The organism is Agrobacterium sp. CG160-95 (assembly GCF_053521725.1).
The window spans coordinates 307,593-328,014 of the sequence record NZ_JBNWDU010000006.1 but is presented as its reverse complement, the minus strand read 5'-3'; the positions used below and the strand labels follow the sequence as shown (position 1 = coordinate 328,014).

Annotated in this window: 20 protein-coding genes; 14 read left to right on the top strand and 6 right to left on the bottom strand. The window is 55.3% G+C overall.

Going from position 1 to position 20,422, the window contains the following annotated elements:
• Positions 1-81 precede the first annotated feature (81 nt).
• Positions 82-639 carry an FxsA family protein gene (locus ACQZ63_RS21155; RefSeq protein ID WP_112497422.1) on the top strand — a complete coding sequence of 186 codons (558 nt, stop codon included), beginning with the start codon at positions 82-84 and terminating at the stop codon, positions 637-639.
• Positions 640-738: 99 nt separating this feature from the next.
• Positions 739-1,221 (top strand): protein-export chaperone SecB, encoded by a 483-nt coding sequence (gene secB / locus ACQZ63_RS21150; RefSeq protein ID WP_003516359.1) that lies wholly within the window; start codon positions 739-741, stop codon positions 1,219-1,221.
• A gap of 120 nt (positions 1,222-1,341) precedes the next feature.
• Here the strand turns inward: secB and dnaQ are convergent, their stop codons facing one another.
• Genes dnaQ through ACQZ63_RS21125 form a run of 5 tightly spaced genes read right to left on the bottom strand, consistent with a single transcriptional unit; the run spans position 1,342 to position 4,949 of the window.
• Positions 1,342-2,043, bottom strand: a complete 702-nt coding sequence (gene dnaQ / locus ACQZ63_RS21145; RefSeq protein ID WP_003516361.1) for a DNA polymerase III subunit epsilon — start codon at positions 2,041-2,043, stop codon at positions 1,342-1,344.
• Positions 2,036-2,644: a dephospho-CoA kinase gene (coaE, locus tag ACQZ63_RS21140; protein ID WP_113556082.1), complete on the bottom strand. Its 609-nt coding sequence runs from the start codon at positions 2,642-2,644 to the stop codon at positions 2,036-2,038. The genes dnaQ and coaE overlap by 8 nt, the downstream gene beginning before the upstream one ends.
• Positions 2,644-3,504 (bottom strand): shikimate dehydrogenase, encoded by an 861-nt coding sequence (locus tag ACQZ63_RS21135; RefSeq protein WP_113556083.1) that lies wholly within the window; start codon positions 3,502-3,504, stop codon positions 2,644-2,646. The genes coaE and ACQZ63_RS21135 overlap by 1 nt, the downstream gene beginning before the upstream one ends.
• Positions 3,497-4,096 (bottom strand): Maf-like protein, encoded by a 600-nt coding sequence (locus ACQZ63_RS21130; protein WP_113556085.1) that lies wholly within the window; start codon positions 4,094-4,096, stop codon positions 3,497-3,499. The genes ACQZ63_RS21135 and ACQZ63_RS21130 overlap by 8 nt, the downstream gene beginning before the upstream one ends.
• Positions 4,097-4,127: 31 nt before the next feature.
• Positions 4,128-4,949: a pyruvate, water dikinase regulatory protein gene (locus ACQZ63_RS21125; RefSeq protein ID WP_003516369.1), complete on the bottom strand. Its 822-nt coding sequence runs from the start codon at positions 4,947-4,949 to the stop codon at positions 4,128-4,130.
• Positions 4,950-5,356: 407 nt separating this feature from the next.
• Here ACQZ63_RS21125 and hemE point away from each other — a divergent pair, with 407 nt between their 5' ends.
• The 8 genes from hemE to ACQZ63_RS21085 all read left to right on the top strand — a co-directional run bounded on the left by hemE (position 5,357) and on the right by ACQZ63_RS21085 (position 14,103).
• On the top strand, positions 5,357-6,391 hold the full coding sequence (hemE, locus tag ACQZ63_RS21120) for a uroporphyrinogen decarboxylase (RefSeq protein ID WP_113556087.1): 1,035 nt from the start codon (positions 5,357-5,359) through the stop codon (positions 6,389-6,391).
• Complete coding sequence (hemJ, locus tag ACQZ63_RS21115; RefSeq protein WP_026330887.1) at positions 6,388-6,933, top strand: protoporphyrinogen oxidase HemJ; 546 nt, start codon at positions 6,388-6,390, stop codon at positions 6,931-6,933. The genes hemE and hemJ overlap by 4 nt, the downstream gene beginning before the upstream one ends.
• 185 nt (positions 6,934-7,118) lie before the next feature.
• Complete coding sequence (gene rho / locus ACQZ63_RS21110) at positions 7,119-8,384, top strand: transcription termination factor Rho (protein WP_013637014.1); 1,266 nt, start codon at positions 7,119-7,121, stop codon at positions 8,382-8,384.
• A gap of 85 nt (positions 8,385-8,469) precedes the next feature.
• The gene (mnmE, locus tag ACQZ63_RS21105) at positions 8,470-9,801 is read left to right on the top strand and encodes a tRNA uridine-5-carboxymethylaminomethyl(34) synthesis GTPase MnmE (RefSeq protein WP_162763643.1); all 1,332 of its coding nucleotides are present in this window, start codon (positions 8,470-8,472) and stop codon (positions 9,799-9,801) included.
• A 62-nt stretch (positions 9,802-9,863) separates the two neighbouring features.
• The gene (gene mnmG / locus ACQZ63_RS21100; RefSeq protein WP_333717087.1) at positions 9,864-11,747 is read left to right on the top strand and encodes a tRNA uridine-5-carboxymethylaminomethyl(34) synthesis enzyme MnmG; all 1,884 of its coding nucleotides are present in this window, start codon (positions 9,864-9,866) and stop codon (positions 11,745-11,747) included.
• A gap of 11 nt (positions 11,748-11,758) precedes the next feature.
• Entirely contained in the window at positions 11,759-12,376 is a 618-nt protein-coding gene (gene rsmG / locus ACQZ63_RS21095) for a 16S rRNA (guanine(527)-N(7))-methyltransferase RsmG (protein WP_038492606.1), read from the top strand.
• Positions 12,377-12,395: 19 nt separating this feature from the next.
• Complete coding sequence (locus ACQZ63_RS21090) at positions 12,396-13,190, top strand: ParA family protein (RefSeq protein ID WP_113556093.1); 795 nt, start codon at positions 12,396-12,398, stop codon at positions 13,188-13,190.
• 31 nt (positions 13,191-13,221) lie between these two features.
• Positions 13,222-14,103 (top strand): ParB/RepB/Spo0J family partition protein, encoded by an 882-nt coding sequence (locus ACQZ63_RS21085; RefSeq protein ID WP_013637009.1) that lies wholly within the window; start codon positions 13,222-13,224, stop codon positions 14,101-14,103.
• Positions 14,104-14,165: 62 nt separating this feature from the next.
• On the opposite strand, the gene ACQZ63_RS21080 is transcribed toward ACQZ63_RS21085, so the two are convergent.
• Positions 14,166-14,366 carry a DUF1674 domain-containing protein gene (locus ACQZ63_RS21080; RefSeq protein WP_003516384.1) on the bottom strand — a complete coding sequence of 67 codons (201 nt, stop codon included), beginning with the start codon at positions 14,364-14,366 and terminating at the stop codon, positions 14,166-14,168.
• A gap of 119 nt (positions 14,367-14,485) precedes the next feature.
• On the opposite strand from ACQZ63_RS21080, the gene htpX reads away from it, so the two are divergent.
• The 4 genes from htpX to purH all read left to right on the top strand — a co-directional run bounded on the left by htpX (position 14,486) and on the right by purH (position 20,395).
• Complete coding sequence (gene htpX / locus ACQZ63_RS21075) at positions 14,486-15,451, top strand: zinc metalloprotease HtpX (RefSeq protein WP_113556095.1); 966 nt, start codon at positions 14,486-14,488, stop codon at positions 15,449-15,451.
• Positions 15,448-16,833 carry an RsmB/NOP family class I SAM-dependent RNA methyltransferase gene (locus ACQZ63_RS21070; RefSeq protein ID WP_065705246.1) on the top strand — a complete coding sequence of 462 codons (1,386 nt, stop codon included), beginning with the start codon at positions 15,448-15,450 and terminating at the stop codon, positions 16,831-16,833. The genes htpX and ACQZ63_RS21070 overlap by 4 nt, the downstream gene beginning before the upstream one ends.
• Positions 16,834-16,984: 151 nt before the next feature.
• Positions 16,985-18,625 carry a heparinase II/III family protein gene (locus tag ACQZ63_RS21065; protein WP_111782621.1) on the top strand — a complete coding sequence of 547 codons (1,641 nt, stop codon included), beginning with the start codon at positions 16,985-16,987 and terminating at the stop codon, positions 18,623-18,625.
• Positions 18,626-18,778: 153 nt separating this feature from the next.
• Positions 18,779-20,395, top strand: a complete 1,617-nt coding sequence (gene purH / locus ACQZ63_RS21060) for a bifunctional phosphoribosylaminoimidazolecarboxamide formyltransferase/IMP cyclohydrolase (RefSeq protein WP_013637005.1) — start codon at positions 18,779-18,781, stop codon at positions 20,393-20,395.
• Positions 20,396-20,422 lie beyond the last annotated feature (27 nt).

The following is a 20,422-nucleotide window of genomic DNA, read 5'->3' as shown; positions in this document are numbered from 1 at the left end:
CATCATTCAAATGTGCAGATTCAATCATCGGTGTTCTCGGGAACCGGCAATCTGCCAGAGATGCACACGCAAGGCTAGAAGATGCGTTTTTCCTTTCTCCCCATTGTCATCCTGATGATGCCAATCCTGGAAATTGCCGGTTTCATCATCGTCGGCAAGACAATCGGTCTATGGCTGACATTGGCGCTCGTCCTGTTCACGTCGTTTCTGGGGTTGCTGATCCTGCGGCTCGGCGGCATCGGCATGGTGAGAAATCTTCAGGCCGCAGGGCGCACCGGCGCCCAGCCTGCCGATGAGCTGGTCAATGGCGCCATGCGCGTCGTGGCGGGCATCCTGCTGATCATCCCGGGTTTCATCACCGATATACTCGGTCTCCTGCTTCTGTCGAAAACGGTGAGACGTTTTTTCTGGAATATCCTCGGACCCCGCGTCGTCGTGGCTGGTTCTTTTCGCCAGTCGGGTCAACCCGGCGGCCAGACCGGCCCGCAACCCGGTGACTTTTCCGGGTTCAGCAATGGTCAGGGAAATAAGGGTAGCTCCAAGGTTGTGGACCTCGACGAAGAGGAGTTTCACCGCGAAGGACCCAAGGATTCTCCCTGGTCCCAAAAGCCGGATGATCGCAACCTGCCCAAACCCTGAAGCACGGCAAAGGGTTAGAGAGCCGAGAGCACGAGGGTTGTAAGGCTCAAGTCGAAATGATAGACCGCCTTCCACGAAATCACGCCGCGAGGAAACGTAATGACCGCTGAAAATGGCGCACAGGGCGCAGTTAGTCCTTCCCTCAACATTCTTACCCAGTACATCAAGGATCTTTCTTTCGAAAATCCGGGTGCTCCTCGTTCGCTTCAGGCTCGTGACAATGCGCCGTCGATCAACATCAATGTCAATGTCAACGCAAACCCGATTTCGGGTTCGGATTTCGACGTTGTGCTGACGCTGAATGCCGAAGCCAAGGATGGCGACAAGGTTCTGTTTGCAGCCGAGCTGGTTTATGGCGGCGTGTTCCGCATTGCCGGTTTCCCGCAGGAACATATGCTGCCGGTGCTGTTCATTGAGTGCCCGCGCCTGCTGTTCCCCTTCGCACGCCAGATCATCGCCGATGTCACCCGCAATGGTGGCTTCCCGCCGCTGATGATCGATCCGATCGATTTCGCGCAGATGTTTTCACAGCGCGTTGCCGAGGAACAGGCCAGAGCCAAGGTTCAGGCCGTACCGAACTGAATTGCACGCGACGCCGCTCTTTTTAGAGTTCAGACAAAACAAAACCCGGGTTCATCGCCCGGGTTTTTCATTTGACGCTTCTCGTCATTTTTCAACGGCGCATCTAAGCGCCAGGCGCACTTAATTCTGGTAACGGTTCCAGATCGCCTTGTCGCCCATGCCGAGAACGAGCTTGCCGTGCGCCGCGATGGTCTCCGCATCCAGTCTTGATGGTAGAGGATGCGGCCTTTGCAACGGCTCATTCGGGACATCATCATCCTCGATAGTGACCGCTTGCTGTTTGGAGCCGGAACCGAAACCGAGCGCTGTCTGGCGCCCACCAATCATTTCTATGTAGACTTCGGCGAGCAGTTCGGAGTCGAGAAGCGCGCCGTGCTTGGTGCGGTGGGAGTTGTCGATCCCGTAACGCCGGCAAAGTGCGTCGAGGGAATTCGGACCCATCGGGTGCTTGCGGCGTGCAAGCGAAAGCGTATCCGTCACCAATTCAGATGAGACCGGCGCAATGCCGAGGCGGGCAAATTCCGCATTGATAAAACCCATGTCGAATGTCGCATTATGCGCCACCCAGCGGGCACCTTCAAAAAATTCGCGGATTTCGTCGACGACTTCGGCGAATTTCGGCTTGTCTTTCAGGAAGTCGTCGGTGATGCCATGCACCGCAAGCGCGTCCGGGTGAACCTTGCGATCTTCCGGGTTGATATAAATATGCAATGTGCGGCCGGTCGGAAAATGGTTGTTGAGCTCGATGCCGCCGATTTCGATCACGCGGTCCAGTTTCGATTCAAGGCCTGTGGTTTCCGTATCGAAAATGATCTCACGCATTTTTCTCTCCGTTGCCCGAACCGGCACTTAGTCTCTGCAGAATTTCTCTTACCTGATCCCGTGCAGCTTCGACACCATTTCCGCTATCGATGATAAAATCGGCGCGCCGGCGCTTTTCGTTATCGGGCATTTGTCGGGCCAATATCATTTCGAATTTCTCTTCCGTCATTCCGGGACGGGACAAAACCCGCTGGCGCTGTATTTCCGGCGCGCAACTAACAACGACTATTTTATCGACCCTCGTTTCCGCGCCGGTTTCAAACAGCAGCGGGATATCGAGAACGGCGAAATTTTGATTTTCCTCTCTCGCCTTACGGAGAAAAGCTTCCTGTCTTTCACGAACAAGCGGATGGACGATTGCTTCCAGCTTGCTAAAATTAGCCGGATTCTCCCTGAGGATGTTACCGAGTTCAAGACGGTCGACCGTGCCGGAAATGGTCGTGCCCGGAAAGGCGGCTTCGATCATCGGCACGGCTTCTGCTGAATAGAGGTCGTGCACAACCGCATCAGAATCGAGAACCGGTATCCCTTCCGCGGCAAACAGTTTCGCCGTGGTCGTTTTTCCCGTTCCGATCGAGCCGGTGAGACCGATGACGATCATCAATGTTTCTCCATATCCTCAATGATGAGGGAACGAAGAGTGTCATCAACTTCCGGCGTTTTGCCGAACCATTTTTTAAAGCCGGGTTTTGCCTGATGAAGGAGCATGCCAAGCCCATCGACCGTCGCAATACCCTGCGTCTGCGCCATCTGGAGGATGGGGGTTCTCAACGGCACATAGACGATATCGGTTACAACAGCACTTGCAGCGAGCGGCGAAAAATCAATCTCGGGCGCTTCCGTTCCGTCCATACCCAGTGATGTCGTGTTCACAAACAACCCGGCGTCCTGCATGACTTCATGAAGAGCGCCCTGAGGATGAGAAAAAACCCGTGCACCGAAACGGTCGGCCATTTCACGGGCACGTTCGACCGTGCGGTTCAGGACATGGATTTCGGCAATGCCGCGGTCCCGCAGCGACTGAACGACGGCCCTGCTTGCACCGCCGGCTCCGAACACCACCGCCCGGTCGGTTTTCTCCCATCCAGGATGGCGCTCATCGAGATTGGAAACGAAGCCATAGCCATCCGTGTTGGTGGCATGCAGCCTACCCTCTTCCATCCAGACGGTATTGGCTGCACCCAGTTCCTCCGCCAGCTCGTCGGGACTATCCGCCAACTTAAAGGCCGCTTCCTTGTGCGGAATGGTGACATTGCCACCCACCGCTGCACCAGGTCCCTGTTCCTTTAGTACCGTGATGAAATCGGGGAAGTCATCGGGGGTAACCTCAATGGCCTTATAGGAGCCGGGTATCCCGAATTTCTTCAGCCAGTAGGAATGGATGATCGGCGACCGGGAGTGCTTGATCGGATAACCGACAACGAAGGCGTTTATAGTTAATGTTTCACGTGAATCAGCCATCAATGACATCCATGTCGCGCAGTTTCATTAAGAGAGGCAAAAGCGGCAGGCCAAGAATGGTGAAATAATCCCCCTCTATCGAAGTAAATAGCTGGATTCCTTCGCCCTCGAGCTGATAGGCACCGACACTGCTCAAGGCCTTTTCACCCACGCGTTGCAGGTGGCGGGAGACGAATTCGGCGCTCAAAGTTCGCACCGAAAGCTCGGCACTGGAGATCGTCTGCCATACGACATCACCCCCGCGCGCAAGAACGGCTGCACTGTTCAGACGATGAACCTTGCCGGATAATGAGAGCAGATGTGCTTCGGCTTCGGCCATGGTTTTTGGCTTGTGGTACACCCGGGCACCGAGCGCCATCGTCTGGTCGCATCCAAGAACGAGTGCTTGCGGATGCAGGGCACTTACCGCGAGCGCCTTGGCCTTGGCTAGTTCCAGCGCAACCTCTTCCGGCTTTGCGCCATTTTTTTCCAGCTGCTCGTCGAGCGCGCGCTCGTCAATATCCGCCGGGATCGCCGAAAATGTCAGCCCCGCATTGCGCATCAACATCTGACGGGATGCGCTGGACGAGGCGAGGATCAACTCTTGTTTCATCGACTATCTGCTCCGAATGGTGCGATCCGGATTATCGTGTCCTCGGGCGGAGGGCAAGGATTGCCGCGGCCGTTTCCTCTATGGAGCGGCGTGTAACATCGATCAGCGGCCAATTGTTACGGGCACAGAGCGCACGCGCATATTTCAGCTCTTCCATGATGGTGGCGCGATCCGTGTAGCGCCCGCTGTCAAATCCACCGGTCGTGCCGAGTTCCCGGTTTTCACGTACCTGCGATATGCGGTCCGATGTCGCGACGAGACCAACGATCAAAGGACGGGTGGCGGCATAAAGGCTTTCCGGCAACGGCACGTTTGGAACGACCGGTATATTGGCGGTCTTTATGCCTCTGTTGGCGAGATAGATGCTTGTCGGTGTTTTCGACGTTCGACTGATCCCAATGATGACGATATCGGCTTCGTCATAGCTTTCCGGCATTTGCCCGTCATCATGGTCCATCGCAAAATTGAGCGCTTCGATCCGCGCGAAATAATCCGCGTTCAGCGCGTGCTGCGCCCCGACCCGCCGTCTCGAAGGTGCGCCTAGATAGGTCTGGAAAATGCCGATGATCGGCTCGAGGACGTTGACGCAGGGCACCCCGATCGCGTGACAGCGCAAATCCAGGAACTCGGCCAGCTGCTGATCCACGATCGTATAAAGAACGATGCCCGGTTCCTTGTCGATCAGATCCACCACCTGGGCGAGCTGCTTCTGGTTCCTGATCATCGGATAAACATGCTCCACCGGCATCGAAGCGTGGAACTGCGCCGAGACGGCACGACCGGCCGACATGAGAGTCTCTCCGGTTGAGTCCGAAATCAGGTGCAAATGGAAGAAACTTTTTTTGTTCTCCACGCTGTTTTTCTCTCGCTGTTGATAAACCGGGACAAACTTCCGAATTATTCCGCGGGCCGAGCCGCCTCGTGGATAAAGTGGGTTTTTTCCACAATCCGCAAGTGGCGTCCTTGCTATCAGGCATGCCTGTGAATTGTCTGGAAACTCTGAACTTGTTCAAAACTGTCCACAGATGATCCACAGGCAACGGCTTCAAAGGATATAACTTAAATATCTGAAAATATTATATAAATATCTATTATCCAATTTATTGCCATGAAGCGATGAAATGCCGTGTTCAGGTCTTGGCGCTTACACCCGACTGCGGCATATCGACTGGAAAGATTTTAATCCTTGCTACTCACCGACTCTAAGAAATAGAAAATCTTTTAAATCTCTTAGATTTTATTTTTTGGAAGTTGGGTGGCATGAGCGAGCGTAAGGTTTTAAAGGTGTTGAACGGGCAGACGGTCACACCTCCGCCCATATGGCTGATGCGGCAGGCAGGGCGTTACCTTCCGGAGTACAGGGAAACGCGAAAGAACGCCGGCAGTTTCCTCGATCTCTGTTATAATCCCGAACTGGCAACCGAAGTGACCCTTCAGCCCATTCGCCGGTTCGGTCTTGATGCAGCTATCCTCTTTTCCGATATTCTGGTGATACCGGATGGGTTTGATCGCAATGTTTCCTTCAGCGAGGGAAAGGGTCCGGCCATGGATCCGATCGATGTGGATGGCATCGACAGGCTGGATGCGAGCAATGTCATTGCGCATCTTTCGCCCGTTTTCGAAACCGTCTCACGCTTGCGCCAGACCTTACCGGATGAGACGACGCTTCTCGGTTTTTGCGGTGCGCCCTGGACGGTCGCAACCTACATGATTGCCGGCCACGGAACGCCTGATCAGGCGCCGGCGCGGTTGTTCGGTTATCGGGAGCCGGCAGCCATGGAAAAGCTTCTTGCCTTGCTGGCTGAGGTTTCCGCCGACTACCTTGTGGCGCAGATTGATGCCGGGGCCGATGCGGTGCAGATTTTCGATTCCTGGGCCGGGGTGCTCGGCGAGAAGGAATTCGAGGAATATGCGGTAAAACCCGTCGCCCGTATCATCGCTTCGGTGCGCGCTCGCCGCCCCTCCGCGAAGATCATCACCTTTGCCAAGGGGGCCGGTTATCTTTTGAAGGATTATCGCCGCAAAACGGGCGCAGACGCCATCGGCCTCGACTGGTCGGTGCCACTCGGTTTCGCAAGGGACTTGCAGAAGGAAGGCCCGGTACAGGGCAATCTGGACCCCATGCTGATGGTGGCGGGTGGCAAGGCTCTGGAGGACGGTATCGACGCTGTGCTGCAGGCTCTGGGCCAGGGCCCGCTGATCTTCAATCTCGGCCATGGCATCACGCCGCAGGCCGATCCGGAAAACGTTGCAAGGCTGGTGCAGCGGGTGCGTGCCGGCGGAGCCGGGGCATGAGCGGCGAGAAGCAGACCTCCGCCCGCTCAGGAAACAGGGCTGCCCTTCGCGCAGGTATGGCGCTCGGTGTCTTTGCCGCTTTTGTCGCGCTGTTGTTTTACGCCGATCCGGCCGATCTCTATCTGTGGATCAAGGCGCTTCATATCATCGCGGTGATTTCCTGGATGGCGGCGATTTTTTACCTGCCGCGCCTGTTCATTTACCACACCGATGCACCCACCGGTTCGCAGCAATCCGAAACCTTCAAGGTGATGGAACAGCGGTTGATCAAAGTCATCATGAACCCGGCGATGATGATCAGCTGGATATTGGGGCTCTATCTCGCATGGTCGGTTTATGGTTTTTCCGGCGGCTGGCTACATGCGAAAATCGCACTGGTGGTGCTACTAACCATCGCCCATGTCTATTTCACCCGCAGTGCCAAACGGTTCGCCCGGGATGAAAATATCAGGCCTGCCCGTCACTGGCGGTTGATGAACGAGGTTCCGACGGTACTGATGATCCTCATAGTCATACTTGTGGTTGTGAAACCCTTCGGTTAAGAGGTCGCAACGATAAATTTCGCGGAATTCGTGCTTTCCTCTTGCAGTAGCCCTATTCAATCGCTATTTTCGGACCACTCATCTCGTGGCATGTGAATTATTCAGTCATCTGCGGCTTCTCCCTCAGCATCTGATTCGCGAACACGCCCTCCCCCGACATTACATTATCAAACGGTCTTTCCTTCATGGCTGAAATGAAGCTTCAGGAACTTAAGAGCAAATCGCCTACCGACTTGCTAACTTTTGCTGAATCCCTGGAAGTTGAAAATGCGAGCACCATGCGCAAGCAGGAGCTTATGTTCGCAATCCTCAAGGTTCTCGCGAGCCAGGACATCGAAATTATCGGCGAAGGCGTCGTTGAAGTCCTGCAGGACGGTTTCGGTTTTCTACGGTCCGCAAATGCAAATTATCTGCCGGGTCCGGACGATATCTACATTTCGCCCTCGCAAATTCGCCGTTTCTCTCTGAAGACCGGCGATACTGTTGAGGGGCCGATCCGTGGACCCAAGGAAGGCGAACGTTATTTCGCGCTTCTCAAAGTCAACACGATCAATTTTGACGATCCTGAAAAGATCCGTCACAAGGTTCACTTCGATAACCTGACGCCGCTTTATCCGAATGAGCGGTTCAAGATGGAGCTGGAGCTTCCGACATCGAAGGATCTGTCGTCGCGTGTGATCGATCTGGTCGCGCCACTTGGCAAGGGCCAGCGTGGATTGATCGTCGCGCCGCCGCGTACCGGTAAAACTGTTCTCTTGCAGAACATCGCGCATTCCATCACGGCTAACCATCCGGAATGTTACCTGATCGTTCTTCTGATCGACGAACGTCCGGAAGAAGTCACCGACATGCAGCGCTCGGTCAAGGGTGAGGTGGTGTCGTCAACCTTCGACGAACCGGCTGTACGCCACGTCCAGGTGGCCGAAATGGTCATCGAAAAGGCGAAGCGCCTTGTCGAACATGGCCGCGACGTCGTTATCCTGCTCGATTCCATCACTCGCCTCGGCCGAGCTTATAACACGGTCGTTCCGTCTTCCGGCAAGGTCCTGACCGGTGGTGTGGATGCCAACGCGTTGCAGCGGCCGAAGCGTTTCTTCGGTGCCGCACGTAACATCGAAGAAGGTGGTTCGCTGACGATTATCGCGACCGCGCTGATCGACACCGGCAGCCGCATGGACGAAGTCATCTTTGAAGAATTCAAGGGTACGGGTAACTCGGAAATCGTGCTTGACCGTAAGGTCGCTGACAAGCGTATCTTCCCGGCGCTCGATATTCTCAAGTCCGGTACACGTAAGGAAGACCTGCTCGTGCCGCGTCAGGATCTCCAGAAGATTTTCGTGCTTCGCCGCATTCTCGCGCCGATGGGAACGATGGATGCCATCGAGTTCCTGATCGACAAGTTGAAGCAGACCAAGACCAATTCGGATTTCTTCGAATCGATGAATACCTGATCCGGAGTTTTACCGGTCCCATCGACAAAGCTTTAAAGCCGCATCCGTTCATTCGGATGCGGCTTGACTGTTTTAACCGAGGTGAATGATGCCAGCTTCCGCCGATACCATTTATGCGCTCTCCAGTGGAGCATTGCCGGCCGGCGTCGCTATTATCAGGATCAGTGGGCCCGGCGCGTTCGAAGCCTTTGTGACGTTGACCGGTCGTGACCTTCCAGCACCGCGGCAGGCGGTTCTGTGTTCGATTCGAAACCGAAACAATGAGATCATCGACCAGGCGCTGATGATCGTTTTCCCTGCACCAAATTCCTTCACGGGTGAGAACTGCATCGAAATCCACAGCCACGGAAGCCGCGCGGTTGTCGCATCAATTTTTGCCGAGCTCGAACTGCTCGAAGGATTTCGGCCGGCGGATGCCGGCGAGTTCTCCCGCCGCGCGTTTGAAAACGGCAAGATGGATCTTCTCGAAATCGAAGGTCTGGCGGATCTGCTGCAGGCTGAAACGGAGATGCAGCGGCGTCTGGCGGTTGAGCAGAGCACTGGTAAGCTGTCAGCGCTCTACGATGGCTGGGCAGGCCGGTTGACGCGTGCTCGCGCCCTGATCGAGGCAGAGCTGGATTTCGCCGACGAGGAAGATGTGCCCGATTCAGTTGCCGCGCAGGTGTGGGACGCGATGATGCAACTTCATAGTGAAATCAACAGCCATCTCAAGAACGGCGGAAGCAGTGAGATCATTCGTGACGGGTTCAAGGTGGCGCTGGTGGGAGAGCCTAACGCTGGCAAGTCTACGCTTCTTAATGCTTTGAGCGGCCGTGACGTTGCTATTGTCACTGACATTGCTGGTACGACCAGAGACGTGCTGAGCGTTGATATTAATCTCGACGGTTACCTGGTCCGCATATTCGATACGGCCGGAATTCGGGAGACGCAGGATGTGGTCGAAAAGGAAGGTGTTAGGCGGGCCGTACTGACCGCGGAAACCGCGGATCTTATTTTGATATTGCAAGATAACGATTCGACTCCGAAACAATCGATCATTTCTCTGGAAAATGCTCGCCATTTGCATCTACGGACAAAAACCGCGATTTCCTCTTCTACAGTTGACGCTGTTTTTGATCTTAACATCTCCGCAAGGGAAGGCGTCGGTCTCGACGAATTGCGTCTATTGATCAAGCGAGAGATTGAAAGCAGGGTTGGTGTTGCACAGACACTGGTCCCTGCCCGCGCCCGGCACAAAAAACGACTTGAAGAGACGCTGAACTATGTTAGTGATGCGCTCAATTCCGAGACCATGGACCTTGCGATAAGGTCGGAATACTTGAGACTCGCAGCAACATCGCTTGGACGCATTACTGGCCGCGTCGATGTGGAAGATTTGCTGGGCGTGATCTTCTCGGAATTCTGCATAGGAAAATGATTCACGTGAAACATTGGTGGCCAATACGGCAAAGCCGATGATTTGGGATAAGGCGCAGGGATATGCACCAGTCATTTGATGTCATTGTTATCGGTGGTGGACATGCCGGCAGCGAAGCTGCGGCTGCCGCTGCACGACATGGCGCTAAAACCGCTCTCGTTACCCATAAGCGAGAGACGATCGGGGTGATGTCCTGTAACCCGGCAATCGGTGGTCTCGGTAAAGGACACCTGGTCCGCGAAATTGATGCGCTGGACGGTTTGATGGGCCGGGTTGCTGATGCAGCGGGAATTCAATTCCGTATGCTCAATCGCAAAAAAGGCCCCGCCGTCCGCGGGCCGCGCACGCAGGCTGATCGGCGACTTTATCGCGAGGCCATGCAACGGGAAATCAATGCGATTGAAAACCTTAGCATTATTGAAGGTGATGCTTTCGATATTGAAATGGCGGATGATAAGGTCTGCGCCGTAATCATGGCAAACGGTAGCCGGATTCCTTGTGGTGCTGTTGTGTTGACGAGCGGCACTTTTCTACGCGGCCTTATTCATATCGGCTCCGAAAAGATTCCCGCAGGCCGGGTTGGTGAAAAACCGTCTCTTGGCCTTTCCGAAACACTTGGCCGTCTGGGCCTCGCCATGGGCCGGCTGAAGACTGGCACCCCCGCCCGGCTTGATGGTCGCACGATCGATTGGAACGCTGTGGATCGGCAAGCGGCCGATGAAGATCCCGTTCCGTTCTCTTTTATGACGGATCGCATTGTCAATCCACAGATCGAATGTGGCGTAACCCGAACGACGCCGGCCGGACACAAGATCATTCAGGATAATATTCATCTGTCAGCGATGTATTCGGGACAGATCGAGGGTGTTGGTCCGCGCTATTGTCCGTCGATCGAAGACAAGATTACACGCTTCGGTGAACGGGACGGTCATCAGATATTTCTGGAACCAGAAGGCCTTGATGACCATACAATTTATCCAAATGGAATTTCGACGTCGCTTCCTGCCTCAGTTCAGGAGCAGTTTATCCGCACCATACCCGGCCTTGAGCAAGTCAACATCATTCAGCCAGGCTACGCGATTGAATATGACTATGTCGATCCGCGTGAGCTGAAGCCTTCTCTGGAATGCCGGAAAATTCCGGGATTGTTCCTGGCAGGGCAGATCAATGGCACGACGGGTTATGAAGAGGCGGGTGCCCAGGGTCTGGTTGCCGGGTTGAATGCGTCGCTATATGCAGGCAATGCAGACCCTATCCATTTCAGTCGTACCGAATCCTATATCGGTGTGATGATCGACGATCTCACCTCCAAAGGTGTCAGCGAACCCTATCGCATGTTTACGTCGAGAGCGGAATATCGGCTTTCACTTCGCGTTGACAACGCTGATCTGCGACTTACACCTATTGGTCAGATGGCTGGCATTATCGGTCATGACCGCCAAAAACGCTTCGCAGATTTTATCTCCGATCTGGATCGGGGTCGCGAGCTGATGAAGAGCATTTCCATCAGTCCCTCCCAAGCTGCTAAACAGGGATTGAAACTCAACCAGGACGGTCAACGTCGTTCGGTTTATGAAATGCTCGCCTACCCCGATATCACGATGGAAACTCTTACCACTCATTGGCCGGAGCTACGGGCGCTTAATACCAAGGTCGCTGAGGTTTTGGAAATCGAAGCGAGTTACGCTGTCTATATGCAGCGTCAAAGCGCGGATATTGTCGATATCAAGCGAGACGAAGACAGAAAAATCCCCAATGGTTTCGATTTTCAGTCTTTGTCCGGTCTCTCCAACGAACTGAAACAAAAGCTGGAAAAGGCACGTCCAGAGAACATTGCCCAGGCTGCGCGTGTTGACGGTATGACACCTGCTGCGATATCGCTGCTTCTCGCACTTCTGCGGAAAGGCTCCGCATCAGGAAGTGAAAAATTGCGCATGCACCAATAGCGAGTCGGACCATGAAGATAAACGGCCAGAGTGTTTCACGTGAAACACAGGAGAGGCTCGAGCATTTTGTCGAGCTTTTCAAGAAGTGGAACAAAACCACAAATCTGGTTGCGCCTTCGACTCTCACTGAGCTCTGGAGCCGGCATGTCGCGGACAGTGCCCAGATATTTCAGCTCGCCCCTCAACCGCAAAAATGGATTGATCTGGGAAGCGGCGGCGGTTTTCCGGGCGTCATTACAGCGATTTTTCTCGCGGAACTGGGTGATGGTTGGGTCGATCTGGTAGAGAGCAACAATAAAAAGGCTGCGTTTTTGCGAATTGCGCTGAAGGAAACCGGCGCAAGAGGCGCGGTTCATCCAGTCAGAATTGAAAAAGCGCCTGAAACCGTTGAAAATTGCGATGCGGTTTCGGCAAGAGCCCTCGCCGAGATGAATTTACTTTTTGAATATATTCACCCGTGGGCGCAGAATAATCCAAATCTCAGGGCATATTTCAATAAAGGCAGGGATTATGAATCCGAACTGCAGAAAGCGCATGGCCGCTGGCAGTTTGATCTGATAAAACACCAGAGTGCCATTGAGGCAGATTCTGTTGTTCTTGAAATCAGTAACCTCACTAAGAGGCACTGACGAGCTGGTCAGGTGCGGTATGACTTCTGAAAAAAACCGGATTATCGCAGTCGCGAACCAGAAGGGTGGCGTTGGCAAAACAACGACGGCCATCAATCTGGCTACTGCATTGGCGGCTATTGGTGAGCGGGTGCTGATCATTGATCTTGATCCGCAGGGTAATGCTAGCACAGGTTTAGGAATCGACCGCAAAGAGCGCAAGCTTTCTTCCTATGATCTTCTGGTGGGTGATCATACCGTTGCCGAAGTTGCGGTTCCGACAGCAGTTCCGAACCTCGATATGGTCCCGTCAACGATGGATCTTCTGGGCTTTGAGATGCAGGTTGCGAATGTTGCCAACCGCGTCTTTCTGTTGCGTACCGCCATGGAGACGCAGGAAGCCAGAGACTATTCGTATATTCTGGTAGATTGCCCGCCCTCTTTCAATCTTTTGACCATGAATGCCATGACCGCCGCCCATTCGGTGCTGGTACCATTGCAGTGCGAGTTCTTTGCGCTGGAAGGCCTCAGCCAGCTGCTGGATACGGTTAGCCAGATACGCGGCTCCGTCAATCCGCAGCTTGATATTCAGGGTATCGTTCTCACGATGTTCGATGCGCGCAACAATCTTGCGCAGCAGGTGGTTTCCGATGTGCGGATGCATCTGGGAGAAAAGGTTTACCACACTCTCATTCCGCGCAATGTTCGGGTTTCCGAAGCGCCGTCTTATGGTAAACCGGCAATTCTTTATGATCTGAAATGCGCCGGAAGCCAGGCTTATTTGCAATTGGCTTCCGAAGTGATCCAGAGAGAGCGTCTGCGCAAGGCGGCCTGACGTTTTGCCGGACTATATGGAGTAATATCTTATGAGTGATGATCTTTCCAAGCGTCGACTCGGACGCGGTCTTGCGGCGTTGATCGGCGAAATGGATCAGCCTGTGCCTGTGGGTGAACCGCAGCGCGCCGTTAGTGCGGATCGCGCCATCCCGATCGAGTTCATCGCTCGCAGCCAGAGAAACCCACGTCGACACTTTGACGAAAATGAGTTGCAGGATCTTGCCTCATCCATTCGTCAGCACGGGATTGTTCAGCCTGTAGTCGTGCGAACTATTGGCGTCAACCGGTACGAGATAATCGCTGGTGAACGGCGCTGGCGCGCGGCACAGCTGGCCGGTTTTACGGACGTTCCTGTCATCGTTCGGGATGTAGACGACCGCACGGCTCTGGAGCTGGCTATCGTCGAAAACGTCCAGCGTTCCGATCTCAATCCGCTTGAAGAAGCGATGGGCTATGAGCAGCTGATCGCCGAACATGGCTACACTCAGAACGACCTCGGTGAAATCATCGGCAAGAGCCGAAGCCATGTTGCAAACAGCCTTCGTCTTCTGAAACTTCCCGATCCGGTTCGGGACATGTTGGCGGATGGTTCGCTTTCCGCTGGCCATGCGCGCGCGCTTGTTTCCACTTCCGATCCGTCAGGTCTGGCTCGGACTATCGTTTCCAAGGGTCTTTCGGTGCGTGATGCCGAGCGCCTGGCGCAAAACGACATCAAGTCGCAGGGTGACGTCTTGGAGAAGCGGCCTTCGGCTGAGAAGGATTCCGATACGGTCGCGCTTGAACGCAGCCTGTCGGATGCTCTCGGTCTGGACGTGAAGATCAGCCACAAAGGCGGATCGGGACAAATCCGCATCGGATACCGCACGCTAGAGCAGCTGGAAGCCGTGTGCCGGCTTCTGGAGCAAAAATAAGCAAGTATCTGTTTTAATTGATAAAATACCCGCGTTTAGCGGGTATTTTTATGCTGTGGTGCTCAAAAGTCGATAGCGCGGCCGTTTATTTCGTAGTCACCGAAACGAACAGGTTCCGCGCCGCCGCGACCGCCGGTTTCCTGCGGCAATTGAAGATCCGCCTGTTGTTTGCGCCGTTCTTCCGCTTCCTTCAACGCACGTTCCGCCGCCGGCGAAAGCCGCTTGAGCATTTCCGCGCCGTTGTCATTATCCGCATCCTGCATGAGTAATCCTCCCTATGACGGGATATTGAAATATGTTTGCCGTTCACCAGATTATATAAACAGATGGGCTTTATAAACCCCGGAATATTTCCTGAGTGGTAACAAGGAGAATTTGACATATGAACATGATGCGCACGGCAATGCTTCTGGCCTTCATGACGGCATTGTTCATGGGTGTCGGTTTTCTGATCGGCGGTAAGGGTGGCATGATGATTGCCTTGCTTATTGCCGCTGGTATGAATCTTTTCTCCTACTGGAATTCGGACAAGATGGTCCTGTCGGCCTATCGTGCACGCGAGATCGATGAGGCGAATGCGCCTGAATTTTTCCACATGATCCGCGATCTCTCGCATAATGCCGATCTTCCGATGCCCAAGGTTTATATTTATGACAGCCCGCAGCCGAACGCCTTCGCGACGGGAAGAAACCCGCAGAATGCCGCTGTCGCCGCCTCGACGGGCCTGCTGGAGCGCCTCACCCCTGAAGAAGTGGCTGGTGTCATGGCGCATGAGCTGGCCCATGTGCAGAACCGCGATACGCTGACGATGACTGTGACCGCGACGCTGGCAGGCGCCATCTCCATGCTCGGCAACTTCGCGTTTTTCTTTGGTGGCAATCGTGAAAACAACAATAATCCGCTGGGCTTTATCGGCGTACTTGTTGCAATGATCGTGGCGCCGCTCGCCGCGATGATTGTGCAGATGGCGATCAGCCGTACCCGGGAATATTCTGCCGACCGGCGGGGAGCGGAAATTTGCGGCAATTCGCTCTGGCTTGCTTCGGCACTGCAGAAAATTTCGGGCATGGCGCAGAGCATTCATAATGAGGATGCGGAGCGTAACCCGGCGACGGCCCATATGTTCATCATCAATCCCCTGTCCGGTGAGCGCATGGACAACCTGTTTTCTACGCATCCGAATACGGAAAACCGGGTGGCGGCACTTCACGCCATGGCGCAGGAGTTTTCCCCGCGAGGATCGACGCCAGCGCCATCGGGTGATAGACCTCAGCGCAAATCAGGCTCCGTTCCCAATACGGGCTGGGGACGAGGCAGGGAAAACGAGCGCAAGGGACCGTGGTCTTGACATCCGATACTCAAAATAAGCCGTCGCGGTCTAAAAAACCGGGACAGGACCATGCAAGGGGCCGCGAAGACGGCCCTTCGTCTTTCCAGGATAAACCCGGCCTTGCTGCACGCGTTGCCGCAACCCGCATTCTGGCGGCCGTTCTGGAAAAGAAAACCTCGCTGGACGGTATGCTGGACAGCGAAAACGGCAATCCCGTCTATCGTGCGCTATCCCTTGCCGACCGGGCGCTGGTGAGAGCGATCGTCAACAGCGCGCTTCGCCACCTTCCGCGTATCGAAGCCGCCTTGTCGATGCTGCTTGACGGACCGTTGCCGCAGGGCGCCCGGTCGCTTCATCACGTCCTTGTCGTTGGCGCAGCGCAAGTGCTTCACCTCGATGTTCCCGATCATTCTGCGGTCGATCTTGCCGTGGAACAGGCCCATCGCGACCCGCGCAACAGGCGTTTTGCCAAGCTGGTGAATGCCGTCCTCAGGCGATTGGGCCGGGAAAAAGCAGAAATCGAAAAGGCGATCGCGGATGTGCCCGTGCTGCCGGACTGGTTCTACGCTCGGCTTGTTTCAGCTTACGGAGATGAGGTTGCCAAACGGATTTCCGAAGCGCAGCTGACGCCCTCTTCCATCGATCTCACGGTGAAGAACGATCCGGCGGTCTGGGCGGAAAAGCTGGGCGGTACGGTTTTGCCGAATGGCAGTGTCCGTCTCGGTGAATTTGAAGGCCAGATTCCCTCGCTTGAAGGCTTTGCCGAGGGTGCCTGGTGGGTTCAGGATCTCGCGGCCAGCATGCCTGTCAAGCTGATGGGCGATATTTCCGGCAAACGTGTTGCCGATCTCTGTGCAGCTCCGGGCGGCAAGACCGCCCAGCTCGCGCTTGCCGGTGCGAAGGTGACTGCCCTGGACCAGTCCAGCAATCGTCTTCGCCGCCTCAGGGAAAATCTCGACCGGCTTGGTCTTCACGCCGAAACCGTTGAAGCCAATATGCTAAAGTACCAGCCGGAACAGCTTTTCGACGCCGTTCTTCTGGATGCCCCCTGCTCGTCTACCGGCACGTTGCGTAAACATCCCGATGTCTGCTGGACGAAGGACGAGGATGATATTGCCAAGCTTGCCGCTCTTCAGGGCCAGATGTTGCGACACGCGCTCACGCTGGTGGGAGCCGGCGGCATTGTGGTGTTTTCCAATTGCTCGCTCGATCCCTCTGAAGGGGAAGCGATGATTGCACAGGTCCTGGCGGAAAACCCGGACTTCGAGCGTGTTGCCGTTCGCAAGGACGATTGGCCGGGAATGGAAGCCGCCGTCACTGCCGAAGGCGATCTTCGTACAACTCCGGATATGTTCGGCGGCATCGATGGGTTTTTTAGCAGTGTCTTGCGTAAGAAGTAGAAAAAAGCCAAGCTTCCGCGAATCATTGGATAATTGCCGATACGTTCCGATCATCACGGTTCACTCATAAAAACAAAACATGTGAAACGGGAAACACAGCTTGTCAGGGTCCTTTGCAGGCAGCATCAATGCCGCCGGTCTTCTCTCGCGGATGGCGTATCGTCATCTGTGTGTGGGCCTCGCTCCTTTGCGCCTTCGCATATCCCGGTTTGCCAATCGCGTTCCCGATGGTCTGGTGGCGGCGCCGACTGATCTGAGGGCAATAGATCCGTATTTTGCCGAGGAATTGCTGCGGGGCCGGATTGCGCTCGCCGGCCGCGTCGTAGAAACCGGCGGTCTATCGCCATTTCAGGTGGACTATCCCTCGGTGGTTTTTGAAGAGCGGCTGCATGCATTCGGCTGGCTGCGGCATATCCGTTCCGACAGATCGAGTGAGGCCAGCAAGCGGGCGCGCCGTATCGTTGCCGAATGGATGACTATTCACGGCAAGCGGGTTGCGGGGATCGCCTGGTCTCCGGAGATCGCGGCACAAAGGCTGATTGCCTGGCTGTCCCATTCTCCCGTCGTTTTACATGAGGCCGATGCGGGTTTTTATCGTCGTTTCCTGAAAAGTCTTGCGTTTCACGTGCGTTATCTCGACAGGATCGTCAAACATGCGCCGGATGGCGAAGCGAGGCTGCGGATCAGGATTGCGCTGGCCGTCGCGTCCATCGCCATGCCGACCCGCCTGTCCCATATTACTCGGCACGGAATGAAGCTGGCGCAGGAAATGGAACGCCAGATTCTTCCAGATGGCGGGCATGTTTCCCGCAATCCGCGGGTCATGCTGGATTTGCTGCTCGATCTTTTGCCGCTTAGGCAAAGCTACATCAATCTCGGTCACGATCTGCCCTCGGGGCTGGTGCCGGCGATTGACAGGATGTTTCCGGCCATCCGGTTTTTCCGCCATCAGGGCGGCGATCTGGCACTGTTCAATGGCGCCACCGCCACGCTTGCCAATGAACTTGTGTCGGTACTTCGTTACGATGAGACAGCCGGCCGGCCGTCCAAAATGCTGCCGGATGTCAATTATCATCGTCTTGCAACCGATGAGACGGTCATCATCGTGGACACTGGTCATCCAGGCTCGGCGGAGCTTTCGCGTAACGCCCATTCGGGCTGTCTGTCCTTTGAGATGTCCTGTGGCAAGAGCCGGTTCATCGTCAATTCGGGCTTCCCGAAAAACGCAGCACCCGAATATCAGCGAGCGAGCCGCTCGACGGCGGCCCATTCAACGGTCACGCTCGCCGACACGTCGTCTTGCAGACTGTCCCGCTCGAGACTGCTCGGGCCGATCATGGTTTCCGGTGTCAGTCAGGTGGAGAGCCGCCGCGGAACGGATGCAAATGGCAATGATGTCCTGTGGGCGTCGCATGACGGTTATTTGCAGAATTTCGGTTGCTATCACGATCGGGAAATCGAGCTGAATGTTGCCGGTACGAAGATAAAGGGCCGTGATCTGCTTCGGGCCGACGAGAATGTGGTGAAGGCGCAATTGCAATCCATATCGGCGGTATCGCGATTCCATATCCACCCCCACATCCAGCTATACCAACAGGACGAGGAGTCGGTTTATCTGGAGGCAGCGGATGGAACGACCTGGCTGTTTTCGGCGCCGGGACTGGAGCTTTTCGTGACCGAGGATGTTTTTATGGCGGATGCATCCGGCATGCGGCCTTCGCAGCAGATCGAGCTGCCATTCAATCTGGCGAATACTCGGGAAATCCGCTGGATCATCGAACGCAAGGCGTAGAGGATTCCTGGCGAGTTTCAGGCAAAAACCGCCATAGTTTTCGCCGTTCCGCGTCCCCGCTGTTTATTAATATGGCAAGCTGTGTTAACGCGGCGGCAATTGCTGGATCAATCCCAGTCCAGCCTGTCCTCCCCGTTAAACGGAGTATGCCCGATGGCTGTCGTTTCCAAAAAAATCCCCGCTCCCGATAAAGTCAAAATCCGTACAGCCCTTCTTTCCGTTTCTGACAAGACGGACATTATCGAGCTGGCGACTGTCCTGTCCAAACTTGGCGTCAAGCTGCTGTCGACGGGTGGCACGGCAAAGGCCATCGCTGACGCGGGACTGCCGGTAACGGATGTTTCCGATGTGACCAATTTCCCGGAAATCATGGATGGTCGCGTCAAGACCCTGCATCCCAACGTGCATGGTGGACTTCTGGCTATCCGGGATGATGCTGATCACGTCGAGGCAATGAAGGCTCACGGTATTGAGGCGATCGATCTCTCCGTCATCAATCTCTATCCCTTCGAGGAAGTTCGCGCCAAGGGTGGCGACTACCCCACTACGGTCGAGAATATCGATATTGGCGGCCCGGCAATGATCCGCGCTTCGGCCAAGAACCATGCCTATGTCACTGTTGTCACCGATCCGTCCGACTACCCTGCGCTGGTGGAAGCCCTGCAGGCCGATGACGGTCAAACCTCCTACGCGCTGCGCCAGACCTTCGCCGCCAAGGCATATGCCCGCACCGCCGCTTATGATGCGGTGATTTCCAACTGGTTTGCTGAGGCGCTGGCGATCGAGACGCCGGATTACCGTGCCATCGGCGGTGCGCTGAAGGAAAAAATGCGTTACGGCGAGAACCCGCACCAGAGCGCCGGTTTTTACCTGACCGGCGAAAAGCGCCCCGGTGTTTCCACGGCGACGCTTCTTCAGGGCAAGCAGCTTTCCTATAACAACATCAATGATACGGATGCAGCCTACGAGCTGGTAGCCGAATTCCTGCCGGAGAATGCGCCGGCTGTAGCGATCATCAAACACGCCAACCCCTGTGGTGTTGCGACGGGTCCAACACTTGCAGAAGCCTACCGGCGCGCGCTGGCATGCGATTCCGTTTCGGCCTTCGGCGGCGTCATCGCCTTGAACCGCACGCTCGATGCGGAAACGGCAGAAGAGATCGTCAAGCTCTTCACCGAAGTCATCATTGCACCCGATGTGACGGAAGAGGCAAAGTCCATTATCGCCCGCAAGCCCAATCTGCGACTGCTGGCAGCTGGTGGCCTGCCAGATCCGCGCGCTGCCGGCATTACGGCCAAGACGGTTTCCGGCGGTCTTCTGGTTCAGAGCCGTGACAACGGCATGGTCGAGGATCTGGAACTGAAGGTGGTCACCAAGCGTGTGCCGACACCTCAGGAACTTGAAGACATGAAGTTCGCCTTCAAGATTGCCAAGCACGTGAAGTCCAATGCGGTGATCTATGCCAAGGACGGCCAGACGGCAGGTATCGGCGCCGGACAGATGAGCCGGGTGGATTCCGCCCGTATCGCCGCCCAGAAGGCGGAAGATGCGGCCAAGGCACTCGGCCTTGCTGAGCCGCTGACGCGTGGCTCTGCTGTGGCTTCTGAAGCATTTTATCCCTTCGCCGATGGTTTGCTTGCAGCTATTGCAGCAGGTGCCACCGCAGTCATTCAGCCTGGTGGTTCCATGCGCGACCAGGACGTGATCGATGCGGCCAATGAGCACAATGTGGCGATGGTCTTTACCGGCATGCGTCACTTCCGCCATTAAGCAAAAACGGCGCAGAGAATTTAAAAG